Here is an 18,649-nt window from a genome sequence, read left to right on the forward strand (position 1 = left end):
GCTTCGCGCATGGCAACGCAGACCGTGGATGCAGAAGACGCCGCCCGATGGGACGCGGTCGAGGAAGCGACCGAGCTCATGAACGACGGGCGCTTCGTCGAGGCGCTCGTCGCCCTGCGAAACGTCATCAAGGCCGACCCGAGGAACCCCTACGCGTTCCATTTCCTCGGCGCCGCCCTCTTCGAGACGGGAGAGCGCGAGACCGCGCGTGAAGCCTACCGCGCGGCGCTCCGCCTCGCCCCGAACTACCTCGGCGCGCGTGTCGCGCTCTCGCACCTCTTGCGCCAGCTCGGCGATCTCGACGGCGCGCTGTCGCAGGCGAACGAGGCGCTGCGCAGGTTCCCGGGCGACGGCGAAGCGATGCAGGCCGCCGGCCTCGCGTACGCGGCGAAAGGCAACCGCAAGGCCGCGAAGAAGCAACTCGAAGGGTTCCTCAAGTCGAACCCCGATCTCGAAGCGCGGCTCGAGGTCGAGCAGATCCTCGGCATGCTGGGCATCGCCGGGGAGAACGAGCCGGTCGAGTTCGAGTGATACGAAGAGGTTGGTTCCACAGGCGTCGCGCGTGAAAAACGCTGTGGAACACCCTCTCAGACGTCGACACGCGTGAGGCACGCTTCGGCGAGGGCTTTGGCGCCCACCGACTCGGCCACACGCGCGGCCGCGCGGAAGCCCGCGGCGCGCTCCAGGGCTTCCGCCCCACGACGCGCCCCTTGCACACGGAACGACACGCTCCGCACGAACGCGCGCATTGCCGCGACGTCGTCCCCCGCGGCCGCCAGGATCTCGCCGAGCACGAGCGCCGCGTGCGCGGCCACGGCCTCGCTGCCCGGGTAAAACGACTCGGCCAGCACCTTCGTGAGCGCCGCGACGTCCTTCTGCGAGGCCGCCTGCTGCGCCGCGATCTCCGGCGTCGGCCGCGGCGCGGGCTCGAACCCGAGCCGCGTCTCCAGGTACCCGAGCACGTTCCACGCGACCCGCCGGAACGCTTCGAGCCCGTCCGAAGGCGCCTCCAGCACGCCGCCGCCCGCGCGTATGCCCGCGTGATCGAGGTCCCGCACGATCACGAGATCGTCACGCTCGCCGATCACGAGGAGATCGCTGTCCCAGCCGAGCGACTTCTCCTCCGTCAGCCATTTCGTTGCAGGACCAACTTCCTCGGGCCCGAGCAGGCGCGTGCCGTCGCTGAGCTCGAGCCCGCCCGCGTGCGCCCAGAGCGCCGCGAGGTCCTCGGGCGGATCGGCCGCGAGATCCCACGCCGCCGGAGACGGCGGACGCCGCTTCGTGATCGCTCCTGCAGCGCAGATGCGCGCCGCGCGCCCGCTCGTTTCGTCGTGCGTCACGGTTGCGAGACCTGCCCCTTCGGATCGTCGCTCAGGCTGCGGAGGAACTTCGAGGCCTGCGATCGGGCCTCGGTCACGCGGAAGACCACGAAGTGACCGTCCGAGTCCTCCGGCACCGGCCATTGCGCGAGCACGCCCGTCGCCTTCCCGTCGGCGAGGTTCCCCGCGAGCCCCGACGCCGGGATCTCCACCGTGCCCGGCCCGCCCCATTCGAGCTCCGGGATCGGCCACTGCGACGGCATGACGAGCGGCAGGCCCATCGCGATCGCATGCATCTCGATGCCACGTGTCGGCGAGTAGCTGTCGCCCGAACCGTCGTTGTTCACGCCTTCGGTCATGTAGATGCTCTTCGGCGCCATCCCGTCACGCGGCGAGAGGACCACACGTTGCGCGTAATGTAGCGGATCGGTCGCGTCCACGAGCATCTGCGCGAGCGAGAGCGCCGGGTGGAAGAGGTCGAGCTCCCCCTCCTCCTCGGCCCTCAGGCTCAGGAACACCGTCTTCACGAGCTGCGCGATGCTCGGCGACGGGCTCGTCTTCTGCAGCAGGGTGATGGCCATGACCGCCGACGATCCCGAGAGCACGCCGCCGCGCGCTTGATCGTCCGAGGCGAGGAAAAGCGGCCCGTTCAGCCCGCCCTGCGAGTGGCCGAAGAACGTGAGGCGCGAGCCGTCGAAGCGGATCGGCTGACCCGTGACCGAGATCTTCGCGGGCACCTCCATCTTCGACTCCGTGAAGAGCCGCGCGCGCTGCACCTCGTCGAGCGCCGACTGCCGGCTGTTCGTCCGGGCCGCGAGGACGTTGTTCACGTTGAAGAAGAGCAGCGAGATCCGCGAGGTATCGCCGTCCTTGGGCGCGCCCGGCCTGCGGCCGTGGAAGATCTGATCGACGCCCATCGAGGCGATGCATTGCTCGGCCAGGCTACGCGCCGTGCCGTCGTACACGTAGCTGCGGAAGTCGCCGCCCGTGCCGTGCGCGTAAAGCACGATCGGGTATCCGTTCGCCGGCATCGGGCACGCGGGCGAGTTCGGCACGGTGAGCGAGAAGCGCAGATTGAAGGTGTCGACGACCGCGGGCGCGCCGTTCTCGTACTTGAACGCGCCGCCGTCGCTCGGCTTCTCGAAGGGAAGCTCGCCCTCCTGGTAATTCGGCGAGGGCCCGTAGACGCCGAGGTATTCAGTGCGCGCGTCCCACGTGCCGCCGACGACCCACGCGGTCGGGTTCGCGACGGGCGCGGGCACGTTCGCGCGCAGATGATCCCGCGCCGCGAAGAGCTCCTCCGTCGGATCGTTCGTCCGGAAGACCGCGAGGTGCACGATGCGCGCGCGCTCGATCCCGGCCTTCTCGATCTCCGCCACGGCCGGCGCGAGCACCTCTTTCGCGACCCGGGCCGCATCGCTCTCGGGGCTCTGCTCGCCGAGCACCTGCGCGAGCTCGTAGCTCTTCGCGATCGAGCCTCCCGCGACGCCGCGCACGGCGTCGGTCACGACGAGCGCATACCGGGTATGCGGCCGCAGCGGGAACCCGAGCGTCGGCATGAAGGCGAGCGTGTTCGTCGGGTAATACACGCCCTCCTCCGCGCGGAATTTCAGCGAGACGAGCCTGCGTGTCCCGTGCTCGGGTGACGCGGGATCGATGTCGAGGAGCTGCACCGACGCGCGCGGGTCGAGCGTGAGCCCCGGGTTTTGCGGGAGCGAGCTCGGATCGAGCGGACCATCGAAGCGCAGGTAGCCCGTGGCCGCCGGCGAGAAGCCGTCGAGCTTGCGATCCATGAGCGAGATGTACTCGGAGAGGATCGGCACGATGCGCGGGTTCGGATACCCTTCGAGGGGCACGACGCCGTCTTCGAGGCGCAGATCACTCGGCCACGGATGATCGAAAAAGGACGTGTCCGCGGGCGCGGTGGGCGACGACGGGGCCACCCAGATCGAGGCGGCCTCGGGCGGCACGGCGGGCTCGGGACCACATCCGGCGACGCCGAGCAGGATCGAAGACGATACGAGCGCAAAAGAGAAGCTCCGAAGGTCGCGCATGACGGAAAAGTATGCATGACGGTAGCCCCCCGCGATAGGCCGGGGGCGCCTGCTTTTCTTGTCGCTCGGCCGCGCAATTTCCGACCCCGCGGCGCCCCGGTCGTTTTCGATTCGCCCCACGCGCCGTCCGCTCCGCGCGGAGGGCGACGACCCGAGGACCCGGCTTTTCGTCCTTTCCCGGCCTCCTCCGCCCACGCTCGTTCGGCTGCATTGTCCTTTAGATGTGAATCTTTTATAGGTGCGTCATGTACCTCGCTGGAAAAAATGCCCTGGTCACGGGCGGTGGTCGCGGGATCGGCCGGGCCATCGCCGAACGGCTCGCCCGCGAGGGCGCGCGCGTCGTCGTCACGGGGCGCACCCAGCCCGAGATCGACGAGGTCGCGAGCGAGATCGGCGGCGTCGCCGTGCGCATGGACGCGAAAGATCGCGCGAGCGTGAAGGACGCGATCGAGGTCATCCGCGCAGCGGGTCCCGTGGACGTGCTCGTGAACAACGCGGGCTTCGCGGAGTCTTTGCCCTTCGACCGCACGACGGACGAGATCTGGGACGACCTGCTCGAAGTGAACGTGACCCACGCGTTTGCCCTCTGCCGCGCGTTCGTTCCCGGCATGATCGAGCGTGGCTTCGGCCGCGTGATCAACGTGGCCTCGAACGCGGGCCTCGTCGGCTACGGATACAGCGTGGCTTACTGCGCCTCGAAGCACGCGATGGTCGGCATGACGCGCGCGCTCGCCGTGGAGATCGCGAAGTCGCCCGTCACGGTCAACGCCGTATGCCCGGGATGGACGCGGACGCGCATGGGCGAGGAGGCGACCACGCGGATCGCGCAAAAAACCGGTCGCAGCGCCGACGCGGCGCACAAGATCCTCGCGAACATGTCACCGCAGCAGCGCTTCGCCGAACCCGAGGAGATCGCCCACATCGTGGCCATGCTTTGCGCGCCCGAGGCCCGCAGCGTGCACGGCCAGGCCATCCCCATCGACGGCGGCCAGGTCATGAAATAGGAAGGCGGAAAAGGCCATGAACGACAAGCTCACCTTCGTGAACCCGGAGGGCTTTTTGCCCCCCAAGGGATACTCGAACGGCGCCCTGGTCTCGGGACCCACGCTCCTCGTGGCCGGTCAGGTCGGCTGGAACGCGAGGTGCGAGTTCGAGACCGACGACCTCGCCGAGCAGTTCGCGCAGGCGCTCGACAACGTGATCGCCGTCGTGCGCGCCGCCGGCGGGAGCCCCACGGATCTCGCCAAGATGACCGTGTATGTGACGGATCTCGACGCCTACCGCGGGTCGCTCAAGGCGATCGGGCAAGCGTGGCGCGCGCGGCTCGGCAAGCACTTCCCCGCGATGGCGCTGCTCGGCGTCGCGGGCCTCGTGGAGCCGCGCGCCAAGGTCGAGATCGAGGCCGTGGCCGTGCTTCGTGGGGCGACGGATCCGGCGTGAGGCGAGGCGCGCCGACACGCAGGCCCGTGAGCGCGCAGCCCGCGGGCAAGGGCGAGCAGAACCCCTCCGTACGCGCGTGGGTGCGCATCCTCGCCGTGCAGAAGTCCGCGCTCGCCGCGATCCGCGACGACCTCGAGCACGAGATGACCTTGCCGCGCTTCGATCTGCTCTCGAACCTCGTGCGCGAGGACGGTCAGACCCTCGCGTCGCTCTCGCGCTCGATGCTGGTGACGGCGGGCAACATCACCGGCCTCGTCGATCGCGCCGCGCGCGACGGGCTCGTCGAGCGCAGGGCCGATCCGAACGATCGGCGCGCCTGGCGCGTGCACCTCACCCCGAAGGGCCAGCTCGCCTTCCAGCGCGCCGAGCGCCGCCACGCCGCGCGCGTCTCCAAGCTGTTCTCGTCGCTCAGCGGCAGCGAGCTGTCGAGCCTCGTGCGGATGCTCGACAAGGTACGACAAACCATCCGCGGACCCGAGCTCTCGGCCGTCCGCGGCCCGCGCGGCGAGGCTCGCCGCACCCCCGAGCGCGGCACGGGCAGGCGCCGCGCCCGCGCCAAATCCGAGGAAGACACGTGACCCTCTCGCCGAAGACCTTTGACCTCGAAATATCCCGCGGCATCGCCCAGATCACCCTGAACCGGCCCGAGCGCCTGAACGCGCTCACCTTCGAGGTGTACGGCGAGCTCGCCCAGACCTTCCGCTCCCTGGAGAAGGCCGACGACGCGCGCGCCGTGGTGATCACCGGCAAGGGCCGCGGCTTCTGCTCGGGCGGCGACGTCGAGGGCATCATCGCCGAGCTCTTCGCCCGCGACATCACGGGCCTCGTCGAGTTCACGCGCGTGACGGGCGCCCTCATCCAGAGCATCGCGGAGCTGCGGAGGCCCGTGATCGCCGCCGTGAACGGCGTCGCCGTGGGCGCGGGCGCGGTCATCGCCACGGCCTGCGACATGCGCATCTTCGCGGAGAGCGCGCGCATCGGCTTCATCTTCCCGCGCGTCGGGCTCTCGGGGGCGGACATGGGCGCATCGTTCCTCTTGCCCCGCATCGTCGGCCGAGGAAGGGCCGCGGAGCTTCTGTTCTTCGGGGATCTGATCGGCGCCGAGGAGGCGCACCGCATCGGGCTCGCGAACCGCGTCGTGCCCGACGCCGACGTCCTCGCCACGGCTCGCGGCTGGGCCGAGCGCCTCGCGAAGGGACCGACGTTCGCGCATCGCATGACGAAGCAGATGCTGGAGAGTGAGCACGGCTTGACCCTCGCCGCCGCGATCGAGGCCGAGGCGCAGGCGCAGGCGCTCTGCATGGCGCACCCCGATTTCCGCGAGGCCTACGAGGCGAACAAGGTGAAGCGCCCGGCGCGCTTCCTCGGCGCGGAGATCTGCGACCCGCCGCCGGCCGCGCCGAAGGCCGACGCAGGGAGCGAGACATGAGCGGGCGCTTTTCGCTCTCCGTCCCGGACCTCGCGCCGTTCTTCGAGCAGCGCCACCACGAGCTCGCGACCCTTCTCCAAAGCGAGCACCTCGGCGTGCTCGGGACGACCGAGGATCCGGTCGAGATCGCGCGCCTCCTCGGCGATCCCCTCGGCCTCTACGCGTACCTCGTGCCCGAGGCTTACGGCGGGGCCACGACGGGGCGCCCCGTCGACCTCGCGTACATCGACGTGCGCGCGCTCGTCCTTGTGCGCGAGGCGCTCGGCCAGATCTCGGCGCAGGCCGACTCGATCTTCGCGGTGCAGGGTCTCGGCACCTATCCGATCCTCCTCGGCGGCTCGCAGGACCTCATCGCCGAAGTCGTGCCCGACGTCGTGCGAGGCCGCCGCCTCGGGGCCTTCGCGCTCACCGAGCCCGAGGCGGGCAGCGACGTCGCCTCCTTGCGCACGGTCGCGCGCAAGGACGGTGATGCCTGGGTGCTCGACGGGGAAAAGACGCTCATCTCGAACGTTCCGATCGCCGATCATCACGTGGTCTTCGCGAACGCCGATCCCTCGCTCGGCAGGAAGGGCATCACGGCGTTCTACGTCCCGAAGGGCGCGCCCGGCCTGACGCTCGAGCCGCTGCCGATGAGCGCGCATCCGCTCGGCCGCCTTCGCCTCGAAGGCTGCCGTGTGCCGAACGAGCACGTGCTCGGGCACGTGGGCGCGGGCTTCCGCATCGCGATGGAGACGCTCGACGCGTTCCGCATCTCCGTGGGCGCGGCGGCGAACGGGATGGCCGCGCGGGCGCTCACGGCGACGATCGATCACGTGAAGCGAAGGCGCCAGTTCGGCGCGCCGCTCGCGGATCGGCAGATCGTGCAGGCGTACCTCGCGGAGATGGCGACGGAGCTCGACGCGGCGCGGCTGCTCGTGGCGCGCGCCGCGCATCGACGCGACACCACGGGCGAGCGCGTCACGAGCCTGGCCGCGATGGGCAAGATGTACGCGACCGAGGCCGCGCAACGCATCATCGACAAGGCGGTGCAGCTCCACGGCGGGATCGGCGTGCTCGAAGGGAGCGAGGTGGAGCGGCTTTATCGGGAGATCCGGCCGCTGCGCATCTACGAGGGGACGACGGAGATCCAGAAGCTCGTCATCGCGAAGGCCCTCCTCGGCTGAGGAGCGGCCTTCGTCAGGGGTGCTGCGCCTTCCGGATCGTCTCGACCAGCCGCTGCGCGGCCTCGGCGTCGTCGGCGACGAGCGCCATGTCGTACCAGGTCCCCAGCCTCTCGCGATCGGAGGACCGTCGGATCCACTCGCGGACCGCCGGCTCGAGCACGCCCAGGCGGCGGCTCAGGATCCGGATGACGGTCTCCGCTTGGATCCGTATCTCGCCTGTGGTCTCCCCCTTCGCCTCGCCTCTCGCGAAGATGCTCTGGTACAGCTCGCTTGCCATGAGTCGTTCCTCCGAGATGTACATTTTCAGCAGCCGGGTCGGCACATCCTCCGCCTCGGCCACGAACCACAGCACTGCCAGATAATCCGCACGCTCTCCCGAGCTGAGCTCCCTCTTCGCCTCGATTCTACCACACGCCTCGCGCACCACCTCCCTGTGGGCGCCATCCCGCGTCAACGTGACCAGCGGCCAGAGCGGAAGCGGCGCCTGCGAGAGGAGCTCCTCCCAGCCGAGCGCGCGCAAGTTGATCCGCTGGAAAATCGCCTGCGATGCGCTCGTCTCCAGGGACGCGCCAAACCGAAGCCCGCGCTCGGTCACGACGGGTTCGTCCGCGTCGCCGTAGAGGTCCCAGACCTGCGAGAGCACCGGGAGGCGCTCGCGGCGGTAGAGGCGGATCTGTGCCTCGGCGATGTCGATCGCGAGCTCGTCGCTTCCTTGGTGCCTGCGGTGAAACTCGAGGTGCGCCACGGTGCGCGCGCCGTTACGGACGATCAGGTAGCTCCCATCGATGTCGCGCCCACGCGCGGGCAGATCACTCGGTAACGGGCCGATCACCAGGATCGTCGGATCGCCGAGCCCGAACTGCAGGAAGGCCTCGGGCCTGTGCTGCAGCAAATACTTCAGGGACTGGTCGAAGGACTCCATGGTTTGGCGCTGCGAAACCCCACGGTAAAACCCTCCGTGTTGCGCGGCAAATTTGCGACGCCTACGGGTTTTTCCTTGCGCTTCGGCCTGCACGTGGTTCGGAGTCTTCCCTCCCCGGTCCTGCCATGTGGAAGCCAAAGGAGCGCATCCGCCATCCCCTCCCCGAGGACCGGCCTCCCACGGCCGAGGAAGCCGCTCGCTCGCGCCTCTTCTCGCCGCTCACCCTCGCCTCCGGCCTCACGCTCGCCGATCGCACCTGGGTCCCCGCCATGGTCCCCTGGCGCGCGACCGAGGAGGGGTTCGTCACGAAGGACGTGCTCGACTGGTATGGACGTTTCGCCGAGGGAGAGCCGGGCGTGCTCGTCGTCGAGGCGACCGGGATCCGCGACGTCCCGAGCGGGCCGCTCCTGCGCATCGGGCACGATCGGTTCGTCCCCGGGCTCGCCGAGCTCACGCGCCGCGTCCGCGAAGAGAGCGGCGGCCGCACCCGCCTTTTCGTCCAGATCATCGATTTCCTGCGCATCCGCAGGCGCCCGCCGCACGAAAAATTCCTGGAGACGCACCTCGCCCTCACCCCGGCGCACCGGAGGAACCTGGAGCGCGAGACCGGCGATGCCTGGTGGGCCGAGGCCCCGGACGCGAGCATCCGCGAGTTTTTGCGGACCACGAGCGACGAGATGCTCGATCGGATCCTCGACCCGCGCGAGCTCGAAGCGCTCCGCTTCGGGGCGCGCGAGCGCGTCACCGACATCCACGAGCCCCACATCCGCGACCTTCCGCGCGTCCTGCCCTCGCTCTTCGCAGAGGCCGCCCGGCGCGCGAAGGACGCCGGATTCGACGGCGTCGAGCTGCATTACGCGCACGCCTACACGATGGCCTCGTTCCTCTCCGCCCGGAACGATCGCAAGGACGGTTATGGCGGATCGCGCGACGCACGCGCGCGCCTGCCGCTCGAGGTCCATGCCGCCGTGCGCGAAGCCGTCGGCCGCTCGTACACCGTCGGATGCCGCTTCCTCTGCGACGAGATCATCGAAGGCGGAAGCCGCATCGACGACGCGATCCATTACGGCCTCCTCTTCGCCCGCGCCGGCATGGACTTTCTCTCTCTGTCCACCGGCGGCAAATTCGAGGATTCGAAGCAACCCAAGGTAGGCGAGGCCGCTTATCCCTACACCGGACCGAGCGGCTACGAGTGCATGCCCACCGCCCTCTCCGACGCGCGTGGCCCCTTCGCGCGCAACGTCGAAAAGCAGGCACGCATTCGCGCCGCCCTCCGCGCCGAGGGCCTCGAAACGCCCACCGTCGCCGCCGGCGGCATTGGCACATTCGTCCAGGCCGAATCCATTCTCGCCCGCGGCGAGGCCGATCTCATTGCCGCGGCGCGCCAGTCGCTCGCCGATCCCGACTGGTTCCGCAAGCACCGCGAAGGCCGCGGCGCCGAGGTGCGGCGTTGCATCTACTCGAATTACTGTGAGGCGCTCGACCAGCGTCACCGTCAGGTCACCTGCCAGCTCTGGGATCGTCAGGATCTCGACGATCCGGACGCGCCGCGCAGCATCGAGGGAAACCGCAGGCTCGTCGCGCCCCGCTGGGATCGGTGATTCGTGTATTCTCACCGGAACAGCGCCCCGCCGCGCGGGCGCCCTTGAAGAAAGAGTGGCTTTCCATGAATACACGTTGCCTCACCGCATTCGCCCTCGTCGGCCTCGGCGTGCTCTCGGGCTGCAAGGAGACGGTCGACTCGCAGAACGTCAAGACCGCCGGCATCGCGGCCATCCTCTCCGCCACCGCTGAAAACGACAAGGAGACCCGCCTCATCGCCACGCTCAAGGTGGGCGGCGACGAGAGCAACACCTACGTCGACCTCTCGGGCGGCGACCGCATCTTCGCCTCGGCGGGCGACAAGCGTGTCGAGATGCAGACCCAGGATACCGGCGTCTACGAGGCCGAGTTCGCCACCGCCGCCGATGGCACCGAGTTCGTCGTCGACCTCCAGCGCGCGGACGGCGACAACGCGCCCTCGAGCCGCGGCACCTTGCCCGCGCCGTTCACGCTCACCCTCGCCGACACGTCCGCCTCGCGCGCCGCCGATCTCGAGGTCAGCTGGACCCCGTCCGGCTCGAACGACGACGTGCGCATCGAGCTCAACGGCACCTGCATTTTCCTCGAAACCATCGACGTGCCCGGCGACACCGGCAAGCACACGATCCCGGCCAATTCGCTCAAGGCCACGGGCTCGATGGACCAGCCGCCTCCCACCTGCGACGTCAACATCGAGGTGACCCGCTCGCGCAAAGGCACGCCCGACTCGGCCTTCGACAGCGAGAGCTCGTTCGTCCTCCAACAAGTTCGCACCGGCAAGTTCACCTCGACCCCCTGAGCGGGAGTACACTGCGGGCGCATGCCGACGCTCGCCACGCCCCCTCGCCTCCTCGCCGCCCTCGGGATCGCCGCTTCGTTCGCCTCGGGCTGCGGTGATCCCTCTCCCGCCGAGCCTCCTCCGCCTCCGCCCGTGGACGAACGCTGCCCCGGCAGCGGCGTCAGCAAGGGACCGTGGTCGCTCCGCGTCGATCGCACCTCCGCCGTCGTCCGCTGGGAGGCGTGCCGGCAGGGCGTCGCCGGCGGGGTCGTCTTCACGCCCGAGGGCGGCGGCGATGCGCGCGAAGCGACCTCGACCGTCACGACGTACGAGGTCCCCACGACACGCAAAGCGGTCCTCGATCCGAGCGCGCCGCCCGACGAGGCCGGCACGTACTGGACACACGAGGCCGTCCTTTCGAACCTCACGCCCGGCGCCTGCGTCGAATACCACCTCGCCGCCGACCCGGCCGCGAAGGGCCGCGTCTGCGCCGCCAAACCCGACGGCGCGAACCTCCGCTTCCTCGCCATCGGTGACACGAACCCGGGCCTCAATCGCCTCACCCTGAAGGTGCTCGATCAGGTCCTGCCGATGAAGCCCGATTTCACGCTGCACGGCGGCGACATCCAGTATTACGAATCCGGCCTCGAGACCTATGCGTCCTGGTTCCCCGCCATGCGCCCCATGCTCGCGCAGGGCGCGTTTTTCCCGGCCCTCGGCAATCACGAGCTCGAGGTGCCCGAGGAATACGAGGCCTATTATCGACGCTTCTTCGGCAACGCCGGGTTCGACGGCGCGGGGGACCATTACCGCTTCGAATCGGGCGGCGTGTGGTTCTTCTCGCTCGACACGGAAAACCCCCTCGGCCTCGCCTCCGAGCAGGGACAATGGCTCTCCGAATCCCTCGCCGACGCGGCGTCGAAGCCCGGGTATCGATTCTCCGTGGTCTTCCTCCACAAGCCGATCGTCACGTGCGGGGACAAATCCGACGATCCCGCGACGCGCGCCGAGCTCGAGCCGCTCTTCGTGCAGCACGGGGTGAAGCTCGTGATCCAGGCCCACATGCACGGCTACGAGCGATTCGCGTTCCCCGACATCACGTGGATCACGACCGGCGGCGGCGGCGCCTCGCTCGCGAACGTGGACGAGAACGTCGATCGCCCCATCTGCGCGATGCGCGCCGCGTCGGGCACCGTCCGCCACGCCGTCGTCCTCGACGCAACCGGCAGCACCCTCTCGGGCCAGGTGATTGACGACAAAGGTGCCGTCTGGGATACCTTCACCCTCGAAGGCCCCTGACGCGTCGCCCCAAATGTGCTCGTCTCGGCAAACGCTCCTTGACGCCGAGAAGCCCTCCTCGATACTAAATCTCCATGCGACGCGGCGTTCGCCTTGGAAAAGCCGGCCTCCTCTCGCTCTCGTGCGCCGCCATGCTGCTCCTTTCGAGCGCGGCGGGCGCCGAGGAGGACGATCCGCGGCGGCTCAAGCCGAAGTACGGCCTGGCCGGTATCGGCTTCCACATCGAGGCCGGCGCCGGCGTCTACCAGGTCGTCGGGCAAGGCGGGTTCGTCCCGGGCATCTACCCCCGCGCCGCGCTCGAGCTGCACCTCGGCCCGCATTTCTCGATCCCGGTCGTCGCCCGCTTCCAGACGGCCATCGACCCGAACGCCGGCGTGCCCGACTTCGCCCAGCTATCGGTCGCGCCGGGCATCAATTTCCGCCTGCGCGAGCTCGAGTGGCCCGTCGCCCTCGTGTTCGGCGCCGCCGTGCGCATCGGACGTTTCTCCGCGAGCCAAAAGCTCGTCGACGCAGACTTCCAGACGACCCCGGACGCCGGCACCGAGGAGGCGCTCGGCTTTCCCCTCGCGCCCGAGGCCACGGCCAAGCTCGAATGGTGGATCGCGCCGCTGCTCGTCGCGAAGGTCAGCGCCACGTACGCGCCGGTCTTCGTGAACAAGCAGCCGATCCACAACGTCGAGGAAGCCCTGGCGATCGCGCTCGTTTTTTGACGGTCGTCCCCGGGCGAGCGAAGGCACGTTCCCCGCTCGCTCTTCCCACGCGGCCATTCCCTTCCTCGCGCAGGGCTCGTAACCTCGACGAGCCCGCATGCCCCTCGCCCCTTCCCAGCAAAACAACGCGCGCCTCCTCGGCGCAGGCGAAACGACGATCGTCCTCGCCCACGGCTTCGGGACCGACCAGACGGCGTGGCGGAACCAGGCGCAGGTCCTCGCCGAACGGCACCGCGTCCTGCTCTTCGACCACGTCGGCGCGGGGCGCTCGGACCTCTCCGCGTACAGCCCGCGCCGCTACCAGAGCCTGCGCAGCTACGCGATCGACGTGCTCAACCTGCTGGAGGAGCTCGCCCTCGAGGACGTGGTCTTCGTCGGGCACTCGATGAGCGGCATGATCGGCCTGCTCGCCGCGATCGAAGAGCCGGGCCGCTTCTGCAAGCTCATCCTGCTCGGCGCCTCGCCCCGCTACCTCGACGACGAGGGCTACGAGGGGGGCTTCAAGCGCGCCGACCTCGACGGGCTCTACGAGGCGATGCAGACGAACTACCACGCCTGGGCCAGCGGGTTCGCGCCGATCGTGACGGGCAACCCCGACAAACCCGACCTCGCGCGCGAATTTTCCGCCACCCTGGCCGCGCTGCGGCCCGACATCGCCCTCACCGTCGCCCACATCATCTTCGAGTCCGACCACCGCAAAGACCTCCCGAAGCTCGAGGTTCCGACGCTCGTGCTCCAGTCGCAGGCCGACGTCGCCGTCCCCATGTCGGTCGGCGGGTACCTCGCGCGCCACATGCCCCGCGCCGAGCTCCAGATCCTCAACGCGACCGGCCACCTACCGCACTGGAGCGCCCCGGAGCAGGTGACGAGCGCCATCCTCTCGTTCGCCGCCTCCGCGTGATGGCCACGAGCACCCCCGAAGCCCTGCTCGCCGCGCTCGGCGCGGGGGAGCCCGACGCCGCGCTGCCCCGCGTCCTCGCCGTCCTCCACGAACGGTTCCAGGCCGACGCGGTCCTCGCGCTCCGCCGGATCGATCCCGTCACGGCCGTCGCGCTCGCGAGCGCCCCGGCCGGCGTCCTGCCGGATGGCATGACGCACGCCGCCATCTTCGCCGGCGCGCTCGAATCCGCCCGCCCCGTCTTCAATGCCGTCGTCACCTCCGAGATGGGCCTGCCACGGACCCTGCGCGGCAGCCTCGCCATCCTGCCGTGGTCCTCGACCGAGGACGCGGGCGGCCTCGCGCTCGTCCGCCGCGAAATGGCGCCCTTCTCGGAGGCGGAGCAGCGCGCCCTCGTCTCCGTCCTGCCCCTCTTCCACTTGCTCGTACGGCACATGCAGAAGACCGAGCTCGCCGCGGCGGCCTCGGCCCGCTTCGACGCCGTCTTCCAGACCCTCCCGCATGGCCTCCTCTTCGTGGACGACCGCGGCTCCGAGGCGTGGGTGAACGAGGCCGCGGCCGCGCTCCTCGGCCTCTCCGGAGGCTCGCACGAGCCGGCCCGCGTGGCCCGCGCGATGGCCAGCCTGTGGAGCCGCGCCGAGGACCGCGCCGGCCTCCGGCGGACCGCGCTCGCCGTGATGAACCAGCGCGACGCCGAGCTGCGCGACGCGCGGTGGAGCTTCCAGGGCCCGCCGCGGCGTGTGCTCAGCATCTCCAGCACGGCCACGTGCGAACGCGAGCACCGCGGCAGGCTCTGGCTGTTCATCGACGTCACCGCGCAACACCTCGCGAGCGAGGAGCTCGAGGCGAAAAACGCCGCGCTCGAAGCCGCGCGCCGCGAGGCGGACCTCGCCAACGCGGCGAAGTCGCGGTTCCTCGCCACGATGAGCCACGAGATCCGGACGCCCATGAACGCCGTCCTCGGCATGACCGGGCTCCTGCTCGACACTCCGCTCGACGAGGACCAGCGCGACGTCGTCGAGACCATCCGCCAGAGCGGCGAGGCGCTGCTCACGATCATCAACGACATCCTCGATTTCTCGAAGATCGAGGCGGGCCTCATGGACCTCGAAGAGCAGCCCTTCGCGCTCCGCCCCTGCGTGGAGGAGGCCCTCGACCTCGTGGCGGTCGCGGCGCGCAAGAAGGGCCTCGAGCTCGGCGCCTACATCGACCCGGCCGCGCCGCCCGGCATCTTCGGCGACGTGACCCGGCTCCGGCAGATCCTCGTGAACCTGCTCGGCAATGCGGTGAAATTCACCGCCGCGGGCGAGGTCCTCGTGGAGATCGCCCCCGCGAGCGAGCCCGCGCCGCCCGGAAAACTCGTCCTCGTGTTCTCCGTGCGCGACACCGGCATCGGCATCCCGAAAGACCGCCTCGGGCGGCTCTTTCAATCGTTCTCCCAGGTCGACGCCTCGATCTCCCGCAGGTACGGCGGCACCGGCCTCGGCCTCGCGATCTGCAAGCGCCTCGTCGAGCTCATGCACGGCGAGATCCGCGTCGAGAGCGAGGAGGGCGTCGGCACCACGTTCCATTTCACGATCGAGACCACCCCGGCGCACGACGTCGGACAGGATCTCTCGAACGCGCTCGCCGTCGCGGGTCAGGAACTCTCGGGCAAACACGTCCTCATCGTCGACGACAGCGCCACCAACCGGCGCATCCTCGCCGAGCAGACGCGCGCCTTTGGCCTCATGCCGATGCTCGCTGCGTCCGGCGACGAGGCCCTCGACCTGCTCCGGCGCCGCGCCGAGGCCCTGCCGCCCCACGAGCCTTTGCCGGTCGCCCTGGCGCTCCTCGACGTCTCCATGCCAGGGATGGACGGCTTTGAGCTCGGCGCCGCCATTCGCCGGGATCCGCGCCTCGCCGAGCTGCCCTTCCTCCTGCTCACGTCGAGCGACCTCGCCACGCATCGCGAGGCCGCGCGGCTCGGGGCCACCTGCCTTTCGAAGCCGATCAAGCAATCGAGCCTCTTCGACGCGATCACGCGCGCGCTCTCGCAATCGGTCGTGCGCCCCTCGCGGGCCCCCCGGAACCCGGCGATGGATCCGTCGCTCGGCGAGCGCCATCCGCTGCGGATCCTCCTCGCCGAGGACAACGTGGTGAACCAGAAGGTCGCGACCCTCCTGCTCCAGCGGCTCGGCTATCGCGTGGACATCGCGGCGAACGGCCTGGAGGTCCTCGAGGCCGTCACGCGCAAGGAATACGATGTCGTCTTCATGGACGTCCAGATGCCCGAAATGGACGGCCTCGAGGCCACCCGCCGCCTGCGCGCCCCGGGCCCCTTCCGGGGCAGGCCCCGCGTGGTCGCGATGACGGCGAACGCGATGCACGAGGACCAGAAAGAGTGCCTCGCGGCGGGCATGGATGATTTCGTCTCCAAGCCCATTCGTATCGAAGAGCTCGTCGCCGCGCTCACGCGCTCGGCCCTCGAACGGCCGAAGGCGCCCGCGCCCTCGCAGCTCTCGGCGCCGCCGGATCTCGACGAGCCCGTCGTCGACGAGGAAGCCTTCGAACGGATCCGGCTCGTCGCCTCGCTCGACGAGGACAGCCCGCTCGCGACGCTGGTCGCCGATTTCGTCCGGGATTCGCGGCGCAATCTGGAGGACATGGGCGCCGCGCTCGTGGAGAGGGATTTTCAAAGGCTCGAGCGCCTCGCGCACAACCTCAAGGGCAGCGCCGGCATGATGGGCGCCACGCGCCTCTCGCGCCGCTCGGCCGACATCGAGCGTGCGGCCCGGGAAGGCCCGCGCGAGGGCCTCGCTGGGCTCATCGCGGCGGCCCTCGACGAACATACACGCGCGGCCGAGTCCCTCGTTTCGATGTGCTAGGCCCGATCCACGGGCAACGAAAAGAAGAACGTCGTCCCCCGGCCCACCTCGCTCTCGACCCAGATCCTCCCGCCCTGCGCGGTCACGAGCCCGTGCGAGATGGCGAGCCCGAGCCCGCTGCCCTTGTAGGTCGCGTCGCCCCGAAAGTACGGCTTGAACAGGTTCCGCTGGTGCTCCGCGGAGATCCCGCGCCCCGTATCCGCCACCGAAAACACCACTTCTTCTCCGCGCGGCTCGACGCGCACGACCACGGATCCGCCCGGCTCCGTCGCGTGGATCGCATTGCTGAGGAGGTTGCCGAGGATCTGGAGCACCCGATCGTGATCACACACGACCCGCGGCCACTCCCCGGCGACCTCGCCCCGCAAAACGAGCCCCTTCGCGCTCGCCTTCGCCTCGAAGCTCGCCACGGCTTCCTCCATGATCGACCGCGGATCCTCGGGCCTACGCGCGACCGAAAGGCGCTTCGTCGACAGCGCCGTGAGGTCCACGAGATCTCCGATGATCCGCGCCATGTGCCGGGCGTGGCGCAGCAGCGTCTCCGCCCGTTGTCGGAGCTCGGCCCCGGCCTCGCCCGGCGGCGCTCTCCGGGCCAAGAGCTCCAGGTTCATCGTGATCACGCTGAGCGGGTTGCGCAGGTCGTGGGACACGATCTCGAGGACCTGGTCACGCGCCTGGATGGCCTCCCGCAGCTCGGTGACGTCGACGCTCACCCCCTGGAACATCGGCGTGCCCGCGGGCTCGGTCCGGTGCACACCCGTGTGAAACCAGAGGACACGACCGTCCGGCCGCAGGAAACGGTGATCCATACGCGCGTCCGTCCGTGATTCGAGGCAGTCGCGGAACCGTCCGAAGAGCGCCTCTCGATCCGGGGATGGGACGTGGGTGCCCCAGAAATCGGGCGCGTTCGTCCATTCGGCCGCCGTCATGCCGGTGACCGCGAGGGCCCGGTCGCTCACGAACGAAAACCGCAGCGTCTCGGCGTCCGCCTCCCAGACCACGACGTGATCCAGGTTGTTCACGAGATCGCGGAAGCGCAGCCGCTCGACGTCGACCTGGACGAGCACCCGCTCGAGCTCGGCGCGGCTCTCCGTGGCTGCCTGGTCGCGCATGCGTGTGTAGCGCTCGACGGCCGCCGCGATCGCCGCGTCGATGGCCTGGTGGATGGAGAGCAGCGCCTCGGGGCCGCATGGCAGGTCTTGCTTTTGCCCGAGCGACCGCGTGATCGCGGACCTCAGCATCGCGTATGCGGCGACGACGGCGCCGAGGTCGAACCCGCTTCCCAGGCGCTCGCCCGCGTCGGCCATGGCGGCCGTCGCCGCTGGCTCGGGCGATAGGCCGGCCCCGAGCACGTCGGCCCTCTCGGCGATCTCTTCCAGCATGGCGGGGATTTCATTGAGGAGGTCCGGACGCGAGGGCTCACGATTGGCGGGCATCTGCCGGACGCCTCGCTCCCACGCGTCGAGGATCTCCGCCTTCGCGCTTCGCAGGATATCGGACGGCTTGGCTTCGCTCGCTCCCTGCTCCGGGCCTCGGCCCTGGATTCGTGGCTCCGGCTCCGCGCGGCCCCCGCGTGACCGCGCGAAATGCGCCGAGAGCCAGTGGACGAGCCGTCCCTTCCTTCCCTCACGCTCCCTCGGATCCATGCCTCACGACTCCCGTGGGGCCGAGCGCCCTCTATCGGCAGGGGGAATGCGCTCCGGCGCCGGCGGAGCTTGGCTGCTCGGCACGCGAGGCGGTCCTTTGCATCCGTAGGATCCTTCAAAGGCACAATTTCACAGCATCATCAAAATGCATCTCATTGCACCGTTACGTTACCGGCGGGCATTGTGACATCGCAACGACACGTCTGTGACTTTTTTAACATCACGAGCATGCCCATGAGGCAATTTCCGCCGATTTTTGCCGAAAAATGGGCAGGCTCGGCGCGTCCGCTGGGTTGCGAAGACACCTCGGAGTTTCCGGGCCCCGCGACAGCCATGACGAAATCGGCGTGGAAATCGTGCCGTCCGGCTTGCAGAATTTCCGTGCTTGTCGGACAAACAAATACCAAGACAGAAATTTTGTTGTTGCGGGGGGCGGGAGGGCCGATGACCAGCAAGACCTTCGACCCCGTTCCAGGGCGTCGTGCTCCCATTCCATCCAGCGACAACGAGCCCGGCTCGTTTTCCGAGGCTATCGTGTGCGAT

General features: G+C 69.5%; 16 protein-coding genes. 12 read left to right on the forward strand and 4 right to left on the reverse strand.

Features of this window, described 5'->3' with window-relative positions:
• The first annotated feature begins 9 nt into the window (after positions 1 to 9).
• Positions 10 to 531 carry a tetratricopeptide repeat protein gene (locus tag QHF84_RS14245; protein ID WP_281313821.1) on the forward strand — a complete coding sequence of 174 codons (522 nt, stop codon included), beginning with the start codon at positions 10 to 12 and terminating at the stop codon, positions 529 to 531.
• 56 nt (positions 532 to 587) lie between these two features.
• Here the strand turns inward: QHF84_RS14245 and QHF84_RS14250 are convergent, their stop codons facing one another.
• Both QHF84_RS14250 and QHF84_RS14255 read right to left on the reverse strand, forming a co-directional pair.
• Positions 588 to 1,340, reverse strand: coding sequence for a hypothetical protein (locus QHF84_RS14250; RefSeq protein WP_281313822.1), 753 nt, complete (start codon positions 1,338 to 1,340; stop codon positions 588 to 590).
• Positions 1,337 to 3,373: a hypothetical protein gene (locus QHF84_RS14255; protein ID WP_281313823.1), complete on the reverse strand. Its 2,037-nt coding sequence runs from the start codon at positions 3,371 to 3,373 to the stop codon at positions 1,337 to 1,339. Before QHF84_RS14255 ends, QHF84_RS14250 begins: the two co-directional genes overlap by 4 nt.
• A gap of 245 nt (positions 3,374 to 3,618) precedes the next feature.
• Between QHF84_RS14255 and QHF84_RS14260 the strand changes: the two genes are divergently transcribed.
• From QHF84_RS14260 to QHF84_RS14280, 5 genes are read left to right on the forward strand one after another with little or no spacing between them, the layout of a single operon-like run.
• On the forward strand, positions 3,619 to 4,377 hold the full coding sequence (locus tag QHF84_RS14260) for an SDR family NAD(P)-dependent oxidoreductase (RefSeq protein ID WP_281313824.1): 759 nt from the start codon (positions 3,619 to 3,621) through the stop codon (positions 4,375 to 4,377).
• Positions 4,378 to 4,393: 16 nt separating this feature from the next.
• Positions 4,394 to 4,813: a RidA family protein gene (locus QHF84_RS14265; RefSeq protein WP_281313825.1), complete on the forward strand. Its 420-nt coding sequence runs from the start codon at positions 4,394 to 4,396 to the stop codon at positions 4,811 to 4,813.
• On the forward strand, positions 4,810 to 5,391 hold the full coding sequence (locus QHF84_RS14270) for a MarR family transcriptional regulator (RefSeq protein ID WP_281313826.1): 582 nt from the start codon (positions 4,810 to 4,812) through the stop codon (positions 5,389 to 5,391). The genes QHF84_RS14265 and QHF84_RS14270 overlap by 4 nt, the downstream gene beginning before the upstream one ends.
• Positions 5,388 to 6,242: an enoyl-CoA hydratase family protein gene (locus QHF84_RS14275; protein ID WP_281313827.1), complete on the forward strand. Its 855-nt coding sequence runs from the start codon at positions 5,388 to 5,390 to the stop codon at positions 6,240 to 6,242. The genes QHF84_RS14270 and QHF84_RS14275 overlap by 4 nt, the downstream gene beginning before the upstream one ends.
• Entirely contained in the window at positions 6,239 to 7,405 is a 1,167-nt protein-coding gene (locus QHF84_RS14280; RefSeq protein WP_281313828.1) for an acyl-CoA dehydrogenase family protein, read from the forward strand. Before QHF84_RS14275 ends, QHF84_RS14280 begins: the two co-directional genes overlap by 4 nt.
• A 13-nt stretch (positions 7,406 to 7,418) precedes the next feature.
• Here the strand turns inward: QHF84_RS14280 and QHF84_RS14285 are convergent, their stop codons facing one another.
• Entirely contained in the window at positions 7,419 to 8,327 is a 909-nt protein-coding gene (locus tag QHF84_RS14285) for a hypothetical protein (protein ID WP_281313829.1), read from the reverse strand.
• A 125-nt stretch (positions 8,328 to 8,452) separates the two neighbouring features.
• On the opposite strand from QHF84_RS14285, the gene QHF84_RS14290 reads away from it, so the two are divergent.
• The 6 genes from QHF84_RS14290 (at position 8,453) to QHF84_RS14315 (ending at position 16,460) form a co-directional block, all read left to right on the forward strand.
• Positions 8,453 to 9,928 (forward strand): NADH:flavin oxidoreductase, encoded by a 1,476-nt coding sequence (locus tag QHF84_RS14290; protein ID WP_281313830.1) that lies wholly within the window; start codon positions 8,453 to 8,455, stop codon positions 9,926 to 9,928.
• 65 nt (positions 9,929 to 9,993) lie between these two features.
• Positions 9,994 to 10,707, forward strand: coding sequence for a hypothetical protein (locus QHF84_RS14295; RefSeq protein WP_281313831.1), 714 nt, complete (start codon positions 9,994 to 9,996; stop codon positions 10,705 to 10,707).
• Between the two features lie 21 nt (positions 10,708 to 10,728).
• Positions 10,729 to 11,985 carry a metallophosphoesterase gene (locus QHF84_RS14300; protein ID WP_281313832.1) on the forward strand — a complete coding sequence of 419 codons (1,257 nt, stop codon included), beginning with the start codon at positions 10,729 to 10,731 and terminating at the stop codon, positions 11,983 to 11,985.
• Positions 11,986 to 12,059: 74 nt separating this feature from the next.
• Entirely contained in the window at positions 12,060 to 12,695 is a 636-nt protein-coding gene (locus QHF84_RS14305) for a hypothetical protein (protein WP_281313833.1), read from the forward strand.
• Between the two features lie 97 nt (positions 12,696 to 12,792).
• On the forward strand, positions 12,793 to 13,596 hold the full coding sequence (locus QHF84_RS14310) for an alpha/beta hydrolase (protein WP_281313834.1): 804 nt from the start codon (positions 12,793 to 12,795) through the stop codon (positions 13,594 to 13,596).
• The gene (locus tag QHF84_RS14315; protein ID WP_281313835.1) at positions 13,596 to 16,460 is read left to right on the forward strand and encodes a response regulator; all 2,865 of its coding nucleotides are present in this window, start codon (positions 13,596 to 13,598) and stop codon (positions 16,458 to 16,460) included. The genes QHF84_RS14310 and QHF84_RS14315 overlap by 1 nt, the downstream gene beginning before the upstream one ends.
• Here the strand turns inward: QHF84_RS14315 and QHF84_RS14320 are convergent.
• The gene (locus QHF84_RS14320; protein ID WP_281313836.1) at positions 16,457 to 18,106 is read right to left on the reverse strand and encodes a PAS domain-containing sensor histidine kinase; all 1,650 of its coding nucleotides are present in this window, start codon (positions 18,104 to 18,106) and stop codon (positions 16,457 to 16,459) included. The genes QHF84_RS14315 and QHF84_RS14320 overlap by 4 nt on opposite strands.
• Positions 18,107 to 18,649: the final 543 nt, after the last annotated feature.

It is taken from the genome of Polyangium sp. y55x31 (assembly GCF_029946505.1).
In the GTDB taxonomy this organism is placed as follows: domain Bacteria; phylum Myxococcota_A; class Polyangia; order Polyangiales; family Polyangiaceae; genus Polyangium.